Source organism: Enterobacter cloacae complex sp. SHL020, assembly GCF_049236945.1.
Taxonomy (GTDB): Bacteria; Pseudomonadota; Gammaproteobacteria; order Enterobacterales; family Enterobacteriaceae; genus Enterobacter; species Enterobacter dykesii.
In genome coordinates, this window is record NZ_JBMKJF010000003.1 from 352,245 (window position 1) to 371,291 (window position 19,047).

Below are 19,047 nucleotides of genomic sequence, written 5' to 3' on the forward strand. Positions count from 1 at the left end.
TTTGTCGTCAAGCGAATGCGCCGACGGAGATCACAGGTTGTTGAATTTGAGAGGAAAGCTATTGCCCGGTGGCGCTGCGCTTACCGGGCCTACGTTTCGAGAGTAGGCCGGGTAAGGCGAAGCCGCCACCCGGCAAACATAACTTACTGCCACCCGTACCGACGCGCATAGAATCCTTTCACCATCTGGGTCAGCACCATATAGCCCGCGAGGATCGCCACCAGCCACGGGAAGTAGCTCAGCGGCAGCGCCTGCAGCTGCAGGTAGCTCGCCAGCGGTGAGAACGGCAGCGCGATGCCGAGCGCCATCACAATCCCCGTCATCACAATCAGCGGCCACGCAGCGCGGCTCTGGATGAACGGAATGCGGCGGGTGCGAATCATATGCACAATCAGCGTCTGCGACAGCAGACCTACCACGAACCAGCCGGACTGGAACAGCGTCTGGTGTTCCGGGGTGTTGGCGTGGAACACAAACCACATCAGGCAGAAGGTCAGGATATCGAAGATGGAGCTGATCGGGCCAAAGAACAGCATAAAGCGCCCTAAATCCGCCGGGTTCCAGTGCTGCGGCTTCTGGATCTGCTCGTCGTCTACGTTATCAAACGGGATCGCCACCTGAGACACGTCGTACATCAGGTTCTGGATCAGCAGGTGCAGCGGCAGCATCGGCAGGAACGGCAGAAACGCGCTCGCCACCAGCACGCTGAAGACGTTACCGAAATTGGAGCTGGCGGTCATTTTGATGTACTTGAGCATGTTGGCGAAGGTGCGGCGCCCTTCGATCACGCCCTCCTCCAGCACCATCAGGCTCTTTTCCAGCAGAATGATATCCGCCGCCTCGCGGGCGATATCGACCGCGCCATCGACGGAGATACCGATATCCGCCGCACGCAGCGCGGGCGCGTCGTTGATGCCGTCGCCCATAAAGCCCACCACGTGCCCTTCACGCTTAAGCAGGGTGACGATGCGCTCTTTGTGCATCGGCGTCAGGCGGGCAAACAGCGTGGTACGCTGAGCAAGCTTCGCCAGCTCGTCATCGGAGAGATGTTCAATATCGCTCCCCACCACCACGTCGCCCGCGTCCAGCCCCACTTCATGGCACACTTTCGCCGCCACCAGCTCGCTGTCGCCGGTAAGGATTTTCACGGTAATACCGCTCGCCTTCAGCGCCTTCAGCGCCGGTGCGGTGGTCTCTTTCGGCGGATCGAGGAAGGCGATGTAGCCCTCGAGGATCAGATCGGATTCGTCGATACGCTGATAGTCACCCTCGCGCGCGGGCAGGAACTTGCTCGCGACCGCCACCACGCGCAGCCCCTGACGGTTCAGGTTATCGGTGACGCGCTTGATGCGGCGCAGCATGGTGTCGTCCAGCGGCACGATGTCGCCGTTATAGCGAACCTGCGTCGACACGTTGAGGATCTCCTGCAGCGCCCCTTTGCAGATCAGCTGATGCACGTCCGTCTGCTCGCTCACCACCACCGACATGCGGCGGCGCTCGAAGTCGAACGGGATCTCATCCACCTTCTGCCAGCGGCCGGAGAGCGTGCGGGCAGACTCTTCGTCTACCCCTTCCAGCACCGCGACGTCGAGCAGGTTTTTCAGCCCGGTCTGGTAATGGCTGTTCAGCCACGCGCTGTGCAGGACGCGCTCGCTGGTTTTGCCGGAGATATCGGTGTGGTTCTCCAGCACGATTTTGTCCTGCGTCAGGGTGCCGGTTTTATCGGTGCAGAGGATGTCCATCGCGCCAAAGTTCTGGATGGCGTCGAGATGTTTGACGATCACTTTCTGTTTAGAGAGCTTCACCGCCCCGCGCGCCAGCGTGGAGGTGACAATCATCGGCAGCATTTCCGGCGTCAGGCCAACGGCCACGGAGAGCGCAAACAGGGCCGCTTCCCACCAGTCGCCTTTGGTGTAGCCGTTGATCAGCAGCACGATCGGCGTCATCACCATCATAAAGCGGATCAGCAGCATGCTGACGCGGCCAATCCCTTTCTGGAAGGCGTTTGGCTCGCTCTCCTGCTCGCTGACGCGCCCGGCAAGCTGTCCAAACCAGGTGTTGCCCCCGGTGGCGGTGACAATCGCCCGCGCGGTGCCGCTGACCACCGTGGTGCCCATAAAGCACAGGGTGTCACACTCGAGCGGGTTCATCTGCTGCGGGTCGCGGCTGCGCGCTACCTTTTCAACGGGCAGGGATTCCCCGGTCAGCGAGGCCTGCGCCACGAACAAATCGCGCGCCTGGATGATGCGTAAATCCGCCGGGATCATGTCCCCCGCGGCCAGCTTCACCAGATCGCCCGGCACCAGCTGGTCGATAGGCAGCTCCACCCAGGCGTTTTCGCCGAGATCGTTAATCACGCGCGAGACGGTCGCGGTGTTGCTGACCATCGCCTTCAGGGCGTCCGCCGCTTTGGTGGAGCGGGCCTCCTGAATAAAGTTCAGCAGCGTGGAGATACCCACCATCAGGGCAATCACCCCTGCGGCAAACAGATCTTCCGTCGCGTAGGAGATGAGGCCGAGCACGGTCAGCAGCAGGTTGAACGGGTTGCGGTAGCAGAGCCACAGGTGCACCCACCACGGAGACGGCTTTTGCGCCGGGATCTGGTTATCGCCGTGCACGGCGCGGATTTTTTCCACTTCGGCCGCGTTGAGCCCTTCCGGGTGTCCGCCGAACGCGCGCCATACTTCGTTTTCATCCATCGCCGCCACGTTCAGGCAGCGTTCGCTCAGGGAGGCGGGGATCGCCGCCCCCGCCATGTTTTTGGCGTTTGGCAGCGGGTCGCGTTGAACAAGACGGTGTGGCAGGTGGCGGCTCAGCAGCGCCTGCAGCTGCCGGGTGATATTTTTAAACATAGTCATTCCTCCGCATCCGCCGGGGCGGATGCAGCAATTCCTTCAGGCGTGGCGAAGCCGTACCTGAGAGGCACTTAATTTTTTAAGCAGGAACGTTTAAGACGTTGCTGCCTCACGCCGGTGAGACAGCAAAAGCTGGCTTACCGGAAAGAACGCATTCTCCCGTTCAGGAGAGGTGTGGGATCGGGATCCATGAAGCCTCCGGTAAGTAAAAAAACAGGGTGTTGCCGCGCAGTCCAGGGATTTAGGCATACCCTTTATGACGATTCGGGCGGTATTATACCCCCCTGCAAATAAACCAAACGTAAACCAGACTTTGCCCATAGCGAAATCGCGCTATAGCATTAGGCTCAATTCACTACATCGTCGTTGTTACAGGGAATACAGCATGCAGAACCGCCTTACGATTAAAGACATCGCGCGTTTAAGCGGCGTGGGGAAATCGACCGTCTCACGCGTGCTGAACAACGAAAGCGGCGTCAGCGAACGCACCCGCGAGCGCGTTGAGGCGGTCATGAATCAGCACGGTTTTTCCCCTTCCCGCTCCGCGCGCGCCATGCGCGGGCAGAGTGACAAAGTCGTCGCCATCATTGTCTCGCGTCTGGACTCTCTGTCTGAAAACCTCGCCGTGCAGACCATGCTGCCCGCCTTCTACGAGCAGGGGTATGATCCGATCATGATGGAGAGTCAGTTTTCTGTGCAGCTGGTTGAAGAGCATCTGGGTATGCTCCAGCGGCGCAACATTGATGGCGTGGTGCTGTTCGGTTTTACCGGCATTAAGGAAGAGATGCTGAAACCCTGGCAGCCTTCGCTGGTGCTGCTGGCGCGCGATGCCCACGGGTTTGCCTCCGTCTGCTATGACGACGAGGGCGCGATTATCACCCTGATGCAGCGTCTGTTTGACGAAGGCCATCGCCACATCAGCTTCCTCGGGGTACCGCACGCGGACGTCACCACCGGCAAGCGTCGTCATGAGGCCTACCTGGCCTTTTGCAAAAAGCACAATCTCTCCGCCGTGGCCTCCCTGCCGGGGCTGGGCATGAAGCAGGGCTACGAGCAGGTCGCCAGCGTTCTGACGCCGCAGACCACGGCGCTGGTGTGCGCCACGGATACCCTGGCGCTGGGTGCCAGCAAATATCTTCAGGAGCAGCGCATCGATAACCTGCAGGTGGCGAGCGTCGGCAGCACGCCGCTGATGAAGTTCCTGCACCCGGAGATCATCACCGTCGATCCGGGCTACGCCGAGTCCGGCAGACAGGCCGCCGCGCAGCTGATCGAGCAGATAAACGGGCGTTCAGAGCCCCGTCAAATCGTCATTCCCGCCCACCTTTCGTAACCCCTCTAAAACAGATTATTGTGATCTTCGCCTGATTTCGGGAACGTTCCCATTTTCGCCGTCACGCTGAAGGAGTAGGCTTGCGCTCAGGTCATTACACCCCCTCACCATCTGTCATGAGGTTTCATGATGAGTAAAGTCAAACAAGCAGATATCGATCGGCTGATCGTCCTGGTCGGCGGCCGCGAAAACATCGCTACCGTCAGCCATTGCATTACCCGCCTGCGCTTCGTGCTGAACGATCCGGCCAAAGCCAACCCGAAGGCCATTGAAGAACTTTCCATGGTCAAAGGCTGCTTCACCAACGCCGGGCAGTTCCAGGTCGTTATTGGTACCGAAGTGGGCGATTACTATCAGGCTCTGCTGGCGACAACCGGGCACTCCTCCGCCGATAAAGAGCAGGCGAAGAAGGCCGCGCGCCAGAATATGAAGTGGCACGAGCAGCTGATTTCCCACTTCGCGGAAATTTTCTTCCCGCTGCTGCCCGCGCTGATCAGCGGGGGCTTAATCTTAGGCTTCCGTAACGTCATCGGCGATGTACCGATGAGCGACGGCAAAACGCTGGCGCAGATCTATCCGGCGCTGAAAACCGTTTACGATTTCCTGTGGCTGATTGGCGAGGCGATCTTCTTCTATCTGCCGGTCGGGATCTGCTGGTCCGCGGTGCGCAAGATGGGCGGCACGCCGATTCTCGGTATCGTGCTGGGCGTCACGCTGGTCTCTCCACAGTTAATGAACGCTTACTTACTTGGTCAGCAGGTGCCTGAGGTGTGGAACTTCGGCCTGTTTACTATCGCCAAAGTGGGCTATCAGGCGCAGGTCATTCCGGCCCTGCTGGCGGGTCTGGCGCTGGGCTTTATTGAAACGCGCCTGAAGCGCATCGTGCCGGATTACCTCTATCTGGTGGTGGTGCCGGTCTGCTCGCTGATTCTGGCGGTGTTCCTGGCGCACGCCTTTATCGGTCCGTTTGGCCGCATGATCGGCGACGGCGTGGCCTTCGCGGTGCGTCACCTGATGACCGGCAGCTTCGCGCCGATTGGAGCCGCACTGTTTGGCTTCCTGTACGCCCCGCTGGTGATCACCGGCGTGCACCAGACCACGCTGGCCATTGATATGCAGATGATCCAGAGCCTCGGCGGCACGCCGGTCTGGCCGATTATCGCCCTGTCTAACATTGCCCAGGCGTCGGCGGTTACCGGCATCATCATCGTCAGCCGCAAGCATAACGAACGTGAGATCTCCGTTCCGGCGGCCATCTCTGCCTACCTCGGCGTCACCGAACCGGCGATGTACGGTATCAACCTGAAGTACCGCTTCCCGATGCTCTGCGCGATGATCGGTTCCGGTCTGGCTGGCCTGGTGTGTGGTCTGAACGGCGTGATGGCGAACGGGATTGGCGTCGGCGGCCTGCCGGGCATTCTCTCCATCCAGCCCGCTTACTGGCAGGTGTTTGCCCTGGCGATGGCCATCGCGATTATCGTCCCAATGGCGCTCACCACCGTGGTTTACCAGCGTAAGTTCCGTCAGGGCTCGCTGCAGATTGTTTAACGTCTTCTTTCGGGGCGCAGTTGCGCCCCTTCGCATTTGCAGGAACGCATTATGAATACCCTTCCTCACTGGTGGCAGAACGGCGTCATCTATCAGATTTACCCAAAGAGTTTCCAGGATACCACCGGCAGCGGCACCGGCGATCTGCGCGGCGTGACGCAGCGTCTGGACTACCTGAAAACCCTCGGCATCGACGCCATCTGGCTGACGCCGTTTTATATCTCCCCGCAGGTGGATAATGGCTACGACGTGGCGAATTACACCGCCATCGACCCGGCTTACGGCACGCTGGATGATTTCGACGAGCTGGTTGCCCGGGCGCACGCGCGCGGCATTCGCATCGTGCTGGATATGGTGTTTAACCACACCTCCACGCAGCACGCCTGGTTCCGCGAATCGCTGAACAAAGCGAGCCCGTACCGCCAGTTCTACATCTGGCGCGACGGCGCGCCGGAGCAGCTTCCCAACAACTGGCGCTCCAAGTTTGGCGGCAACGCCTGGCGCTGGCACGCCGAGAGCGAGCAGTACTATTTGCACCTGTTCGCCCCGGAGCAGGCGGACCTCAACTGGGAAAACCCTGAAGTGCGCGCCGAGCTAAAAAAGGTGTGCGAGTTCTGGGCCGATCGCGGCGTGGACGGCCTGCGTCTCGACGTGATTAACCTGATTTCAAAAGATCAGGATTTCCCGGACGACACTATTGGCGACGGTCGCCGCTTCTACACCGACGGGCCGCGCGTTCACGAATATCTGCAGGAGATGAGCCGGGACGTCTTCACCCCGCGCAACCTGATGACGGTGGGCGAGATGTCCTCGACCTCGCTGGAGAACTGCCAGCAGTACGCGTCGCTCGACGGACGCGAGCTGTCGATGACCTTTAACTTCCATCATCTGAAGGTGGACTATCCCGGCGGCGAAAAGTGGACGAAGGCGAAGCCGGACTTCGTGGCGCTAAAAACCCTCTTCCGCCACTGGCAGCAGGGGATGCACAACAAAGCGTGGAACGCGCTGTTCTGGTGTAACCACGATCAGCCGCGCATCGTGTCGCGCTTTGGTGACGAAGGGGAATACCGCGTTCAGGCCGCGAAGATGCTCGGCATGGTGCTGCACGGCATGCAGGGCACGCCGTATATCTACCAGGGCGAAGAGCTGGGGATGACCAACCCGCACTTCAGCCGCATCACCGATTACCGCGACGTGGAGAGCCTGAACATGTTCGCCGAACTGCGCGCCAACGGCCGCGAGCCGGAGGAATTGCTGGCGATTCTGGCGAGTAAGTCCCGCGATAATGGCCGTACCCCAATGCAGTGGGACGCGTCGCACAATGCGGGCTTTACCGAGGGCGAGCCGTGGATTGGCGTCTGCGATAACTACGAGACGGTGAACGCCCGCGCGGCGCTGGACGACCCGGATTCGGTGTTCTACACCTACCAGTCGCTGATCGGCCTGCGTAAAACCCTGCCTGTGCTGACGTGGGGAGATTATGAGGATCTCCTGCCGGAACAACCTTCTCTTTGGTGCTACCGTCGTCAGTGGCAGGGGCAGACGCTGATGGTGGTGGCGAACCTGAGTCCTACGCCGCAGGAATGGCAGACAGAGGCTCTCAGCGATAAGTCGCAGGTGCTGATGAGTAACTACCCGGCACCGCAAACGACGTCACTCCGTCCGTTTGAAGCCGTCTGGTGGTTGCAGCAGTAACTTTCCCTGCCGGGTGCGGCTCAGCACCCGGCTTACTTTACTGTTTTTGTTGAATAATTAATCAGATTTTTCTCGCGCGCCTTTACAATCGCTGAAGCGCCCGTCGTTTGTACTCTCGTCTTTTTACTTTGTTCTGCATCAAATAAATCGCAAACATGTTTGATGCAAATCACTATATGTAGCACTTAAAATGCACTCCGACCCAACATCTTGTATTTAATCGTCTACTATTCCAACAACAAGACGGCGCTTACGCTGGCCGGAATTGTGGATAACACAAGCTGGGAACGCGGGAAGTCTTTGGCCCGGCGGGGAATATGCCCGGTTATTACTTCTCCACCTCTGTGGATAACCTGTTTTCAAAAAATGGAGTGATCATGACACCGCATGTGATGAAACGTGATGGCTGTAAAGTGCCGTTTAAATCAGAGCGCATCCAGGAAGCCATTCTGCGTGCAGCTAAAGCAGCGGGAGTCGATGACGCAGATTACTGCGCCACCGTCGCAGAAGTCGTTAGCAGCCAGATGAACGAACGCAGCCAGGTCGATATCAGTGAGATCCAGACCGCGGTTGAGAACCAGCTGATGGCGGGGCCTTACAAGCAGCTGGCGCGCGCCTACATTGAATACCGTCACGATCGTGACGTGCAGCGTGAGAAGCGCGGTCGTCTGAACCAGGAGATCCGTGGTCTGGTGGAGCAGACCAACTCCGCCCTGCTCAATGAAAACGCCAACAAAGACAGCAAAGTGATCCCGACCCAGCGCGACCTGCTGGCCGGTATCGTCGCCAAACACTATGCCCGTCAGCACCTGCTGCCGCGCGACGTGGTCTCGGCGCACGAGCGCGGTGAAATTCACTACCACGATCTCGACTATTCGCCGTTCTTCCCGATGTTCAACTGCATGCTGATCGACCTGAAAGGCATGCTGACCCACGGTTTTAAAATGGGTAACGCCGAGATTGAACCGCCTAAGTCGATCTCTACGGCCACCGCCGTCACGGCGCAGATTATCGCCCAGGTCGCCAGCCATATTTATGGCGGCACCACCATTAACCGCATTGATGAAGTGCTGGCCCCGTTCGTGACGGCAAGCTTCAACAAGCATCGTAAAACGGCCGAAGAGTGGCAGATCCCGGACGCTGACGGCTACGCGCACTCCCGCACCGAGAAAGAGTGCTACGACGCCTTCCAGTCGCTGGAGTATGAGGTGAACACGCTGCACACCGCCAACGGCCAGACGCCGTTTGTGACCTTCGGGTTTGGTCTCGGCACCAGCTGGGAATCACGCCTGATCCAGCAGTCCATCCTGCGCAACCGCATTTCCGGCCTCGGCAAGAACCGCAAAACGGCGGTGTTCCCGAAACTGGTGTTCGCCATTCGCGACGGCCTGAACCATAAGTTTGGCGATCCGAACTACGACATCAAACAGCTGGCGCTGGAGTGCGCGAGCAAGCGCATGTACCCGGACATCCTGAACTACGATCAGGTCGTCAAAGTCACCGGTTCGTTTAAAACGCCAATGGGCTGCCGCAGCTTCCTCGGCGTATACGAAGATGAAAACGGCGAGCAGATCCACGACGGGCGTAACAACCTGGGCGTGATCAGCCTCAACCTGCCGCGCATCGCGCTGGAGGCGAAAGGTAATGAAGCTGAATTCTGGACGCTGCTGGACGAGCGCCTGCAGCTGGCGCGTAAGGCGCTGATGACCCGCATCGCGCGCCTGGAAGGGGTCAAAGCCCGCGTCGCGCCGATCCTCTATATGGAAGGGGCCTGCGGCGTACGCCTGAAGGCGGACGATGACGTGTCTGAGATCTTCAAAAACGGTCGCGCGTCGATTTCGCTGGGCTATATCGGCATTCACGAGACCATCAACGCATTGGCTGGCGATACGCATATGTACGACAGCGAGGCCCTGCGCGAAAAAGGCATCGCCATCGTTCAGCGCCTGCGCGACGCGGTTGACCAGTGGAAAGAGGAAACCGGCTACGGCTTCAGCCTGTACAGTACGCCGAGCGAAAACCTCTGCGACCGCTTCTGCCGTCTGGACACCGCCGAGTTCGGGATTGTGGAAGGGGTAACCGACAAAGGTTACTACACCAACAGCTTCCACCTCGACGTGGAGAAAAAGGTGAACCCGTACGACAAGATCGACTTCGAAGCGGCGTATCCACCGATCGCCAGCGGCGGCTTCATCTGCTACGGCGAGTACCCGAACATTCAGCACAACCTGAAGGCGCTGGAAGACGTGTGGGATTACAGCTATCAGCACGTGCCGTATTACGGGACCAACACGCCAATCGACGAGTGCTACGAGTGCGGCTTTACCGGCGAGTTTGAGTGCACCAGCAAAGGCTTTACCTGCCCGAAATGCGGCAACCACGATGCGGCTCGCGTCTCCGTGACCCGTCGCGTGTGCGGCTATCTCGGCAGCCCGGACGCGCGTCCGTTTAACGCCGGCAAGCAGGAAGAGGTGAAGCGTCGCGTGAAGCATTTGGGGAATGGGCAGATCGGGTAAGTTCTGCGCAGGGTTCTCCCCCTCACCCTACCCCTCTCCCTCTCCCTCAAGGGAGAGGGGACCGATCGAGCACATTGCTAATCCTGACTCCGGTTTTCTCCCTCTCCCCGTGGGAGAGGGTCGGGGTGAGGGCATCAGCGCGCACAAATTCTCTGGACATTTTCTATGCGATATCATCAATACTACCCCGTCGACATCGTCAACGGCCCCGGCACCCGCTGTACCCTGTTCGTCTCTGGCTGCGTTCACGAATGCCCCGGCTGTTACAACAAAAGCACATGGCGCCTGAATTCCGGCATGCCATTCACCGCGGAGATGGAAGATAAAATCATCCGCGATCTGAACGACACGCGCATCAAACGCCAGGGGATCTCGCTCTCCGGCGGCGACCCCCTGCACCCGCAAAACGTGCCGGAGATCCTGAAGCTGGTGAAGCACATTCGCCGCGAATGTGCAGGCAAAGATATTTGGATCTGGACGGGATATAAGCTGGATGAACTCAATGCGCAGCAAAGAGAAGTAGTGGATCTGATTAACGTCCTGGTTGATGGCAAATTCGTGCAGGATTTAAAAGACCCGGCGCTCATCTGGCGCGGCAGCAGCAATCAGGTTGTGCACCATTTACGATGATCGCTAAAGCCGTTTGTTTGCATCATGATAAACGGCTGATTTCTCTCGCTTACCGATAGCGATAACAAATACCGTTACAACGTTGTCCTGAACCTGATAGACCAAACGATAACCCTGCGTTCTGAGTTTTATTTTGTAGCAATCCGGCAGACCATGCAGGCGGGCCGATTCGACCCTGGGGCTCACCAGCACGTCCGCAAGTTTCTTCTTAAACTGGTCTTTTACAGTCTCCCCCAGCTTGCTCCACTCCTTTAACGCCCTCGGGTCAAATGCCAGTTCATAAGTCATCCAGACTAACCTTAATTCCCTTTTGTGGATTAGCCAGCCGCTCCCGGACCGTCTGTATCAGTTCATCTTCACTGTCGCTAATCGTGACCGTTTTCACCGGCATACGTCCCGTCTCCGCGACGTACTGAAACAGTAATCGTACGGCTTCCGTTGGGGTGATATTAAGTTTTTCCAGCACGGCATAAGCCTCGTTTTTGAGTTTGTCATCCAGACGGACGTTCAGCGTGGCCATTATGCCTCCGGTAAAATCGAATGTGTAATGCAGTTTAGCATTACATTCGCATTACATCGAATTCTGGATAACGCCTCTCAAAACCGACTCAAACTCTCTATAGCCACCGCCTTAAACCCGGCAAAGTCATCGCAGCTACAGAGCCGCGACATCGCCCGTTCACGCAGGAAAGTGACGAAGATATCGTAAATCGCCATCGCCTCTTCGTACTCGCTTTTGCTGATGGCGAGCAGGAAGATGACGTGCGCGGTTTCGTCTCCCCACTGAACGCCGTGCGGGGCGAGCACGGTATAGACTACCGTTTTCTGCGCCAGCAGGCCGAGGGAGTGCGGGAGCGCAATACCGTCGCCGAGCATGGTGCTGACGATGGCTTCACGCTCAACAACCGAATCCAGGAACTCCGCGCCGACAAACCCCTCGCCTTCAAGCTGCGCGCACAGCTCACGAAACAGCGTTTGCTGGTCAACGGGCTTGTCGATAATGCGGAAATGGGCCGCGTCGAAGTATTTATCCAGCATCCACGGACGGGTGCGGTCCACCAGCACCAGCTTGCCGATCTGCTCTAACTGGTAATCGGTCGGGAACGGGGCGATCGTCACCACCGGTTTGGACTTTTCGCTGACGCGGGCGGTGGCGATCACAAAGTCTTCGCCAATCGTTTCCGCCATCTCGTACTCGCGCAGGGTGAGCGTGCGCGTCACCTCAATCTGCGGGTATTTACGCTGCAGCACCGCCTCAATCATGCGCACCATCGCATTACCGGCGTCGCATACCAGCAGCACCCGCGGCTGGCGCTGGTAGCCGATGTTGTAATGGCGCTCCAGCCCGACGCCGATATGCAGCACCAGGAAGCCGATCTCGTTTTCGCTGATCACATACGGCGTGTATTTTCCCCAGCTCGACACCGCCGCAAGGGTCATATCCCACGCCATCGGGTAGTGCTGCTTGATGTTATCCAGCAGCGGATTGGGGATCATGATTTGATACCGCACGCGGGTGATCATGGTTTTGATGTGCGTGAGCAGGTCAGCGTGCAGCTGCGCGTCGCTAAGCAGGTTGTAGTTATAGTGGGTGTTGATGTAGCGCAGGATGTAGTTGACCAGCGCTTCGTCGTCATCCGCGTTAATTGCGCTCGGGGCTATCTCCTGAATCTGCCGCGCCGCAATGTGCACGCACAGCCAGCTCTCCTCCGACGGCGAAAGCATTTTGCCCGCCAGGTGCTGAATAGTGACGGCGATATCCTTCGCCGCCTCGCGCACGTTCTCTTCCACGTCTTCTGCGTGGAATTCCGGCAGCGGATAGCCCTCGCTGATGCGACGTACCGACACCGCACAGTACAGGCGCAGGAACAGCTCGCCTTCGTCGGTCAGACGGATGTGGTGACGCGTCAGCGCCTCGTGCAGCACGGGCACCATCTGCTCCGCCACGCCTGCATTCAGCGCTACGTCGGTCACCAGCGGGTTCAGGCTGTCCTGCTGCGCAAGCTCCCAGAGCAGATCGGTCAGGCACGCGCGGGTCGACATCTCGCTGCCAAACAGCTTCATGCCGTGGCGCGGACGCGTTTCCAGCGTCAGGTTATAGCGATGGAACCACTCGCGGACTTCGGCCATGTCGCTCTGCAGCGTGGCGCGGCTGACAAACCACTCGTCCGCCAGATCCTCGAGCTTAAGAGAAAATGCTGAGGTGAGAAAACGCACCACCAGATAATGCACGCGCTCCGGCCCGGTCCGGGGAATACGCAGCGCGCGCGGGTGGGATGCCTGCAGCTGCTGGTAGCGCTGGGCATCATCAATTTTGAGCTGGTAGCCGTTGCCCCGGCTCAATATAAACTGCGCGCCGTGGCCTGCCAGCAGCGCGTTCAGGGCGGTGATATCGGCACGGACGGTTCGCGTGGAGACCGACAGCCGCTGCGCCAGCTCGTCCTGCGGCAGCGTCTCGTTTTGCAACAGATCGAAAAGTTGCGCTAAACGTTGGTTCGGAAATCGCACGGGCTTGTCCTCTTACGGCTTAAGGTGAAATGACCATCTGGGATGGGCTGCCGACCGGGGTATAGTCCGGCTCGAAGCTCAATTTCCCGTCCTGCGCCACGCGGAAACGGGTAATGTTGTCGCTACGCTGGTTCATGACGTACAGCCAGCGTCCCTGTTTATCGAGCGTCAGGGTGCGCGGGTAGTCGCCGCGCGTCCACACGTCGTCCTGATGCGTCAGCGTACCCTCCGCTGTTACGGTAAAGTGCCCGATGCTGTTATGCAAACGATTAGCCACATACAGCTGTTTACCGTCGGCGCTTAATGCGAGCCCGGCGGCAAAGCTGGTGCCTTTGTAACCTTCCGGCAGGGCTGAGAGCGTTTTGCCCTCTTTCAGGGTACCGTTGGCGTTCACGGTATAATGGGTGAGCGTAGACGCCTCTTCGTTAATCAGCCACAGGGCATCGCCCTTCGGCGTAAAGACAAAGTGGCGCGGCCCGGCGCCTTTTGAGGAGGCGCTGATAAACGGCGGATCGTTCGGCGTCAGCTTCCCTGTTCGATCGTCAAAACGGTACTGGTAGAGGCGATCCAGCCCCAGATCGGTGGAAAAGACGTATTTCCCGCTCGGATCGGCGGCGATCATGTGCGCATGCGGGCCGTTATGATCGCTGATGGCAAAGCTGCCCTCCGCTGCCGCTTCCGGCTTCGCCGCGCCCGGTTCGCCTTGATCCTGATGAGTGTCCGTAGCCTCACCCAGGCTGCCGTCTGCCTTAACCGGCAAAACGGCAATCGATCCGCTGACGTAGTTCGCCACCAGCAGATGGCGACCGTTCGGCGTCAGCGACAGGTAAACCGGCCCCGCGCCGCCGGAGGCCACCTGATTCAGCTCGCTCAGCTGGCCGTTATCCGCCACCCGCAGCGCCTGCACCACGCCCTGCTCCACTTCGCTTGCCAGATAGAGCGTTTTGCCGTCGCGTGAGACGGCCAGCTGCGCGGCGTTCGGCAGCCTGCTCACCAGCGTTTTATTCGCCAGCGCGCCGCTTTGCGGGTCAACGGTGAAGCGGTACAGCCCTTCGCCGTTGGGGTTGTAGGTGCCCACCCAGGCGTATTGCGGCTGGGCGATAGCGGCGGTGGCGAACAGTGAGAGTGAAGCGACAAGCAGGGTACGGGTGTGCATGGTGGCTCCTTCAGGTGTGTACGGTAAGGTTTTGTTCTACTTCACCAGCTTCTTCGTCATGTCCAGCAGCGTGCGCACATCTTCCGGGCGCGTATCGCCGCTGGCTTTGTCGATAATCGAGCTGTAGATATGCGGGATGATTTTGCTCACGCCTGCGTCGAGGGCGATCTGCAGGATCTCCTCATAGTTTTCCAGATCGATACCTCCGGTCGGCTCCAGCCAGAAGTCGTGACGGGCGCAGGCTTCCGCCACCGCTTTGTACTCGTCACGGCACTTGAGGCCGCCCATCGGGAAGTATTTGATGGAGCTGCCGCCGAAATCCTTCAGCAGGGCAATCGCGGTTTCAACAGGTACAATGCCGTCCGGCGCTGCGCTGCTCAGCGGGCCGGTGGAGATTTTAACCATCCCCACGGTGCCGGTCGGAGAGACCAGACCGTTGACCACCGATTCATTCTGCCCCAGCAGCGCGCGGCTGGTGGCCACGCCGGTGAAGACCTGGTTGACGTGCTGCGGCTGCACCTGACGGGAGATCTCGCTCACCATCGCCGACTGGTTCGGATCCCCCGCGCCGAGGCCGACGGAGAGCGCGTTATCAATCAGCGCCGCGTACTCGCGCATATCGGCAACGGCGCTCGCCACGTCCGGGTAATTTTTAGAGAGCACGCCCACCAGCACGTGACCTTCCGCCGCCTCGTAGATGGCGCTGGCGTTGGCTTTCGATCCTGCCAGCACGTTCAGGCAGACGCGGTCACGGTAAAAGTTGGGGGTCAGTTTCATGCTTTTTTCTCCTGTCCTAATACTTCGCTAATGCGGCGGTACACGATGTTCAGCTGGTCAGCATTCACGCTGCGCACGTCCGCCTCGATAATCCCTTCGTTGGCCTTGTAGCCACGGAAGTAAATGGCGTACTCGCCCTGCTTGAGCTTCGCCACCAGGTCACCCGTGCCGACGCCGGTGGTGGCTTCGTCGAACTTAATCTCGGTGCGGGCAATATCGCGTCCGGCGCTGTCCCAGACCACGCGCGCGGTGACGCCGTTCAGGGTGTTGAGCGCGTCGATAAACGGCGTCATTTTCGCCACCATCTCGGTCCCGCTCTCTTTGGTGGCCGTCAGATAGTGTTCGATGGCGCAGGTCAGGCCGAGGATCCCCTCTTTACCCACCTTCATCGCGCGGCCAATGCCCGCCGTCTGGCGCTTCACCCACTCAACGTACTGGGTTTTGCCGATCACCAGCCCGCTGGTTGGGCCTTCGATCGCCTTCGCGCCGCTGTAGATCACCAGATCGGCACCTGATCGGTAGTACGCGTGCAAATCTTCTTCCGCCGCCGCATCGACGATCAGCGGGAGATCGTGCTTGCGCGCCACCACCGCCGCCTGCTCGACGCTGAGCATGCTTTTCTGCACGCAGTGGTGAGATTTGATGTAGAGGATCGCCGCGGTGCGAGGGCCGATCGCCGCCGCCAGCTGATCGGCGGAGCATTCGTTGGCGTAGCCCGCTTCCACCAGCTTGCCGCCTCCCAGCGCCACCATGGTGCCCACCGGCGCGCCAAAGTTCACGTTGTGGCCTTTCGGCAGGACGATCTCGTTGTTCTCAATCGGGGTCACGTGCAGGTTTTCCAGCAGCCAGTCGCTGTCTTTTACCAGCACCGCCGCCACCGACTGGGCTATGCCCGCCGACGCGCAGGAAACCACCGTCGCGCCTTCCACATCCAGCAGCTTCGCAATGTATTCCCCGGTTTTATTGACCAGATCCTTCATCTCGAAATAGTGATTCATGCCATCCATCGCCGCCTGCACCACTTCCGGGCGCGGCGTGGAGACGCCCAGCGCCGTCATGCGGCCGGAGGTATTGATCACCTGCTTTAAGTTGTACTTCTCATAAATCGAAGGCATGTTCCGTGCTCCCTTGTTCGGTCATGTAGCCCTTGCCCGCGCGGATCGCGGCAAGCGGCACCAGAATGTGTTCAGCCTGCAGGCTGTCGTTTTCGGCATCCGTCAGCACCGTCGGCTGGCGCTTAATCGTGAACAGCGTTAAATCCGCGTCGAGACCCGGCTGGATGCGGCCCTTGCGCGCAAGGCGCAGGCCGTCGGCGGCGTTGGCGGTCACGCAGTCAATCACCTGCGGCAAGGACATGCCGATGGCGAGAAACTTCGACATCACGCTTGCCAGCGAGCCCACCGGGCCGTTAATGCGGTTGCGGCAGTAGATATCCGAGCTGATGGTGTGCGGCAGAATGCCCATCGCGATGGCGCGTTTCGCCACCTCAAAGCTGAAGCTCGCCGTGCCGTGGCCGACGTCCAGACGCACGCCGCGCTTCAGGGCGGAGGTGATGGAGGCGCGCAGCTCGCCGGACGGCGTCAGAATGCGGTTGGGTTTGCCGTTATAGCAGTGGGTGATGATGTCGCCGGAGCTCAGCAGCTCGGCAATTTCGTCGAGGTTCGGCGGGTTGTTGCCAATGTGCACCATCAGCGGCAGGTCGCCGTTCTCTTTCTGGATGGCTTTCGCGCGCTCCAGCGGCGTAATGCCGTTTTCACCGACCACGCTGCTGCTCATGCGCGCCTTCAGGCCGACGATAAAATCAGGGTGGCGCTTCACCGCCTGCTTCACCGCGTCGGCGTCAATATTCGCCATATTGGCCAGTTCGTTTTGGGCAATCAGCCCCACGCGGGAGATGTTCAGCAGGGCAAACACCTCGGTAGAGGCCCTGCGGGTGATTTCATAGAAATCGTCCACGTCGTCGGCACCGGTACTGCCCGCGTCCACCACGGAAGTGACGCCGGTGGCAATGCCCACGCTGTCCGGCTCGTCGTGGTAAATAGGCGAGTTCGGGTAGCAGTGAACGTGGGAGTCAATCCAGCCTGCGCTGACGAACACGTCGCCGTTCAGCTCAACCGTTTTATGCGCGGGGGCGTCAATGTCGCCCAGCGCCGCGATCTTCCCGTCCTGAATGGCGATATCGGTCAGGGTATCGTCGGCAAGGCGCGCACGGCGCAGGAGTAAATCAAACATGAGGATCTCCTGATAAGGCGGGCGCCTGAGCGCCCGCGGGTATTAAAGGGCGACCGGGAACAGCCAGCCCAACAGCATTGCGCCGAGAATGGCGCCACCGGTGATCGGCTTCTGCCAGATGTAGAACACCAGCGCACCCAGCAGGGAACCGACGCCGATAGGAATGGAGGCGGTCATGGCGCTGAGGATAATCAACGGCCCGAGGAAGCGGCCGGAGGCGTTACCCGCGCCCATCATCACGTCTGCACCGTAGGTGGAGTTGCTCTGGTTGATGGTGAACTTACGCGCCAGGATGATGACGTAGCCAATCGCCAGACCAATCACCAGGCCGGTAATCAGCGCGGCAATGAAGTTGGTCACCGGGAACATGATGCCCGCGCCCAGCAGCAGCGCCGGAACGCCGAGGCCCACGCCGGTCTGGATGGCGCCGCCGATGTCGAGAATACCCACCAGCGACCCTTCGATAATGCGGGCGAACAGGAAGCTCGCGCCGAACGCCGCCACCGCGCCGTAGACGCCGGTATCGATCCCCGCTTTTAGCATCGCTACGAAGGCCACTTCGTTAAACGCGCCGATGCCGTAGAGGTAGTACATGTGCGTCCCGGCGAAAACGCCGGATGAGAGCAGGCCAACGAAGATCGGGAACGACCAGTCGGCATACCAAAAACCTTTATTCTGTTCCATTTAGAGGCTCCTGTTATTTACCGCTGAGCGAGTTGTGGATCATGTCGAGCCAGTTCGGCACGGTCAGATGGAAGGATTCGATCATCTTCATGTCGAAGCCGCGGAAGAAGCCGCTCAGCACGAAGAGCAGGACGATCGCCGCCATCATCACTTTGGTGACGTGGTTCCAGCCGCTCTCTTCGACGCCTTTACCGATCAGGATCCCCAGCACCAGCCCCGGTACGGCGTTCCCCATAATCAGCTGCGCCGCGCCGCCAAAGATGGTGGCCCAGAAGCCCGATTTTTTACCCGCGTCGATGGCCGCCAGCCAGAAGATTACCGGCATCACGGTGTTTACCAGCAGGTTTGCCGCCGGTACCAGCACCTTCACGGCGGTGACCTGGAGCGCTGCCGGAACGGAGGAGGCGGTCAGGTTCAGGAAGGTGACGACGAGCATGCCAATCACCCCGCAGGCAATCGCCATTTTGCGCGGGTCGTGCAGCGTTTCGCCGACGTTACGGTTTTTGATCATCAGTGCAGCAGCACCCCAGTTCGGGATGATGCGGTGGTCAACGTCCTGTGTGAAGGCACCTGCGGCCACGGAAGAGGCCCAGGCGTTAAAGAAGAAACCTAACCCAAAGGAGAAGTGGGACGCCGGATCCCCTTCACAGGAATTCAGTTCCCCCAACGTACGAAACGCGCCCATACCCTGAGTGGTAGGCGCATGAAACATGCGTGCAGCCCCGGCTCCGACACCGACGCCAACCAGGCCGCCAATGATGAGCGATTTTATTAATATAATTAAGAACATCAGTCTGCCCTTTTATGAATAATCAGCGTTGCGTGACGAAATCCACCTGGTCAAGATTGATAGCGGTCACGTTGACGGTCACATCCAGCTCCACGCTGTAGGTGCGTCTTTCCCGGCGCAGAAAGAAGAACAGAAACGCTTCTTTTCGCACCGCTTCTTGCGCCTGAACGACCTGCACATCCTGTGGCTCAATACGCAGTAAGATATGCGGTGAGGCTTTCATCACCGCGGCCTGAACGTGGTTGAGCGCGTCGGCAAAGGCGCGCGCTTTAGCGTCGCCTTTTCCCTTTACTCTCACCGTGGTTGTGAACTGTTCTTTCATG

At 59.4% G+C, this 19,047-nt stretch carries 16 protein-coding genes; 5 read left to right on the plus strand and 11 right to left on the minus strand.

The annotated features are described in order from the left end of the window. Positions 1-143 precede the first annotated feature (143 nt). On the minus strand, positions 144-2,852 hold the full coding sequence (mgtA, locus tag ACOTZB_RS10525) for a magnesium-translocating P-type ATPase (RefSeq protein WP_421627097.1): 2,709 nt from the start codon (positions 2,850-2,852) through the stop codon (positions 144-146). Positions 2,853-3,240: 388 nt separating this feature from the next. Here mgtA and treR point away from each other — a divergent pair, with 388 nt between their 5' ends. From treR to nrdG, 5 genes are all read left to right on the plus strand, one after another. Further along, the gene (gene treR, locus ACOTZB_RS10530) at positions 3,241-4,188 is read left to right on the plus strand and encodes a trehalose operon repressor TreR (RefSeq protein WP_337280252.1); all 948 of its coding nucleotides are present in this window, start codon (positions 3,241-3,243) and stop codon (positions 4,186-4,188) included. A gap of 129 nt (positions 4,189-4,317) precedes the next feature. Then, the gene (gene treB, locus ACOTZB_RS10535; protein ID WP_048977047.1) at positions 4,318-5,736 is read left to right on the plus strand and encodes a PTS trehalose transporter subunit IIBC; all 1,419 of its coding nucleotides are present in this window, start codon (positions 4,318-4,320) and stop codon (positions 5,734-5,736) included. Between the two features lie 51 nt (positions 5,737-5,787). Further along, a complete protein-coding gene (treC, locus tag ACOTZB_RS10540) occupies positions 5,788-7,431 on the plus strand; it encodes an alpha,alpha-phosphotrehalase (RefSeq protein ID WP_421627098.1) in 1,644 nt (547 codons plus the stop codon). 377 nt (positions 7,432-7,808) lie between these two features. Then, positions 7,809-9,947: an anaerobic ribonucleoside-triphosphate reductase gene (gene nrdD / locus ACOTZB_RS10545; protein WP_032662478.1), complete on the plus strand. Its 2,139-nt coding sequence runs from the start codon at positions 7,809-7,811 to the stop codon at positions 9,945-9,947. Positions 9,948-10,112: 165 nt separating this feature from the next. Then, a complete protein-coding gene (gene nrdG, locus ACOTZB_RS10550; RefSeq protein WP_421627099.1) occupies positions 10,113-10,577 on the plus strand; it encodes an anaerobic ribonucleoside-triphosphate reductase-activating protein in 465 nt (154 codons plus the stop codon). 3 nt (positions 10,578-10,580) lie between these two features. On the opposite strand, the gene ACOTZB_RS10555 is transcribed toward nrdG, so the two are convergent. The 10 genes from ACOTZB_RS10555 to ACOTZB_RS10600 all read right to left on the minus strand — a co-directional run bounded on the left by ACOTZB_RS10555 (position 10,581) and on the right by ACOTZB_RS10600 (position 19,046). Beyond that, positions 10,581-10,865, minus strand: a complete 285-nt coding sequence (locus tag ACOTZB_RS10555; RefSeq protein WP_421627100.1) for a type II toxin-antitoxin system RelE family toxin — start codon at positions 10,863-10,865, stop codon at positions 10,581-10,583. After that, positions 10,855-11,097 (minus strand): type II toxin-antitoxin system RelB/DinJ family antitoxin, encoded by a 243-nt coding sequence (locus ACOTZB_RS10560; protein WP_023331889.1) that lies wholly within the window; start codon positions 11,095-11,097, stop codon positions 10,855-10,857. Before ACOTZB_RS10560 ends, ACOTZB_RS10555 begins: the two co-directional genes overlap by 11 nt. Before the next feature lie 77 nt (positions 11,098-11,174). Next, entirely contained in the window at positions 11,175-13,085 is a 1,911-nt protein-coding gene (locus ACOTZB_RS10565) for a BglG family transcription antiterminator (RefSeq protein WP_421627101.1), read from the minus strand. A gap of 19 nt (positions 13,086-13,104) precedes the next feature. After that, positions 13,105-14,241 (minus strand): lactonase family protein, encoded by a 1,137-nt coding sequence (locus ACOTZB_RS10570; protein WP_193805154.1) that lies wholly within the window; start codon positions 14,239-14,241, stop codon positions 13,105-13,107. A gap of 36 nt (positions 14,242-14,277) precedes the next feature. Further along, positions 14,278-15,018, minus strand: a complete 741-nt coding sequence (dagF, locus tag ACOTZB_RS10575; protein ID WP_421627102.1) for a 2-dehydro-3-deoxy-phosphogluconate aldolase — start codon at positions 15,016-15,018, stop codon at positions 14,278-14,280. After that, the gene (locus ACOTZB_RS10580; RefSeq protein WP_421627103.1) at positions 15,015-16,133 is read right to left on the minus strand and encodes a DgaE family pyridoxal phosphate-dependent ammonia lyase; all 1,119 of its coding nucleotides are present in this window, start codon (positions 16,131-16,133) and stop codon (positions 15,015-15,017) included. Before ACOTZB_RS10580 ends, dagF begins: the two co-directional genes overlap by 4 nt. Then, positions 16,117-17,250, minus strand: a complete 1,134-nt coding sequence (locus ACOTZB_RS10585) for an amidohydrolase/deacetylase family metallohydrolase (protein ID WP_421627104.1) — start codon at positions 17,248-17,250, stop codon at positions 16,117-16,119. The genes ACOTZB_RS10580 and ACOTZB_RS10585 overlap by 17 nt, the downstream gene beginning before the upstream one ends. 42 nt (positions 17,251-17,292) lie before the next feature. After that, a complete protein-coding gene (locus ACOTZB_RS10590; RefSeq protein WP_023310183.1) occupies positions 17,293-17,934 on the minus strand; it encodes a DUF4310 family protein in 642 nt (213 codons plus the stop codon). A gap of 13 nt (positions 17,935-17,947) precedes the next feature. Then, the gene (locus ACOTZB_RS10595; RefSeq protein WP_023310182.1) at positions 17,948-18,724 is read right to left on the minus strand and encodes a DUF4311 domain-containing protein; all 777 of its coding nucleotides are present in this window, start codon (positions 18,722-18,724) and stop codon (positions 17,948-17,950) included. A 22-nt stretch (positions 18,725-18,746) separates the two neighbouring features. Further along, a complete protein-coding gene (locus ACOTZB_RS10600; protein WP_006810338.1) occupies positions 18,747-19,046 on the minus strand; it encodes a DUF4312 family protein in 300 nt (99 codons plus the stop codon). Position 19,047 lies beyond the last annotated feature (1 nt).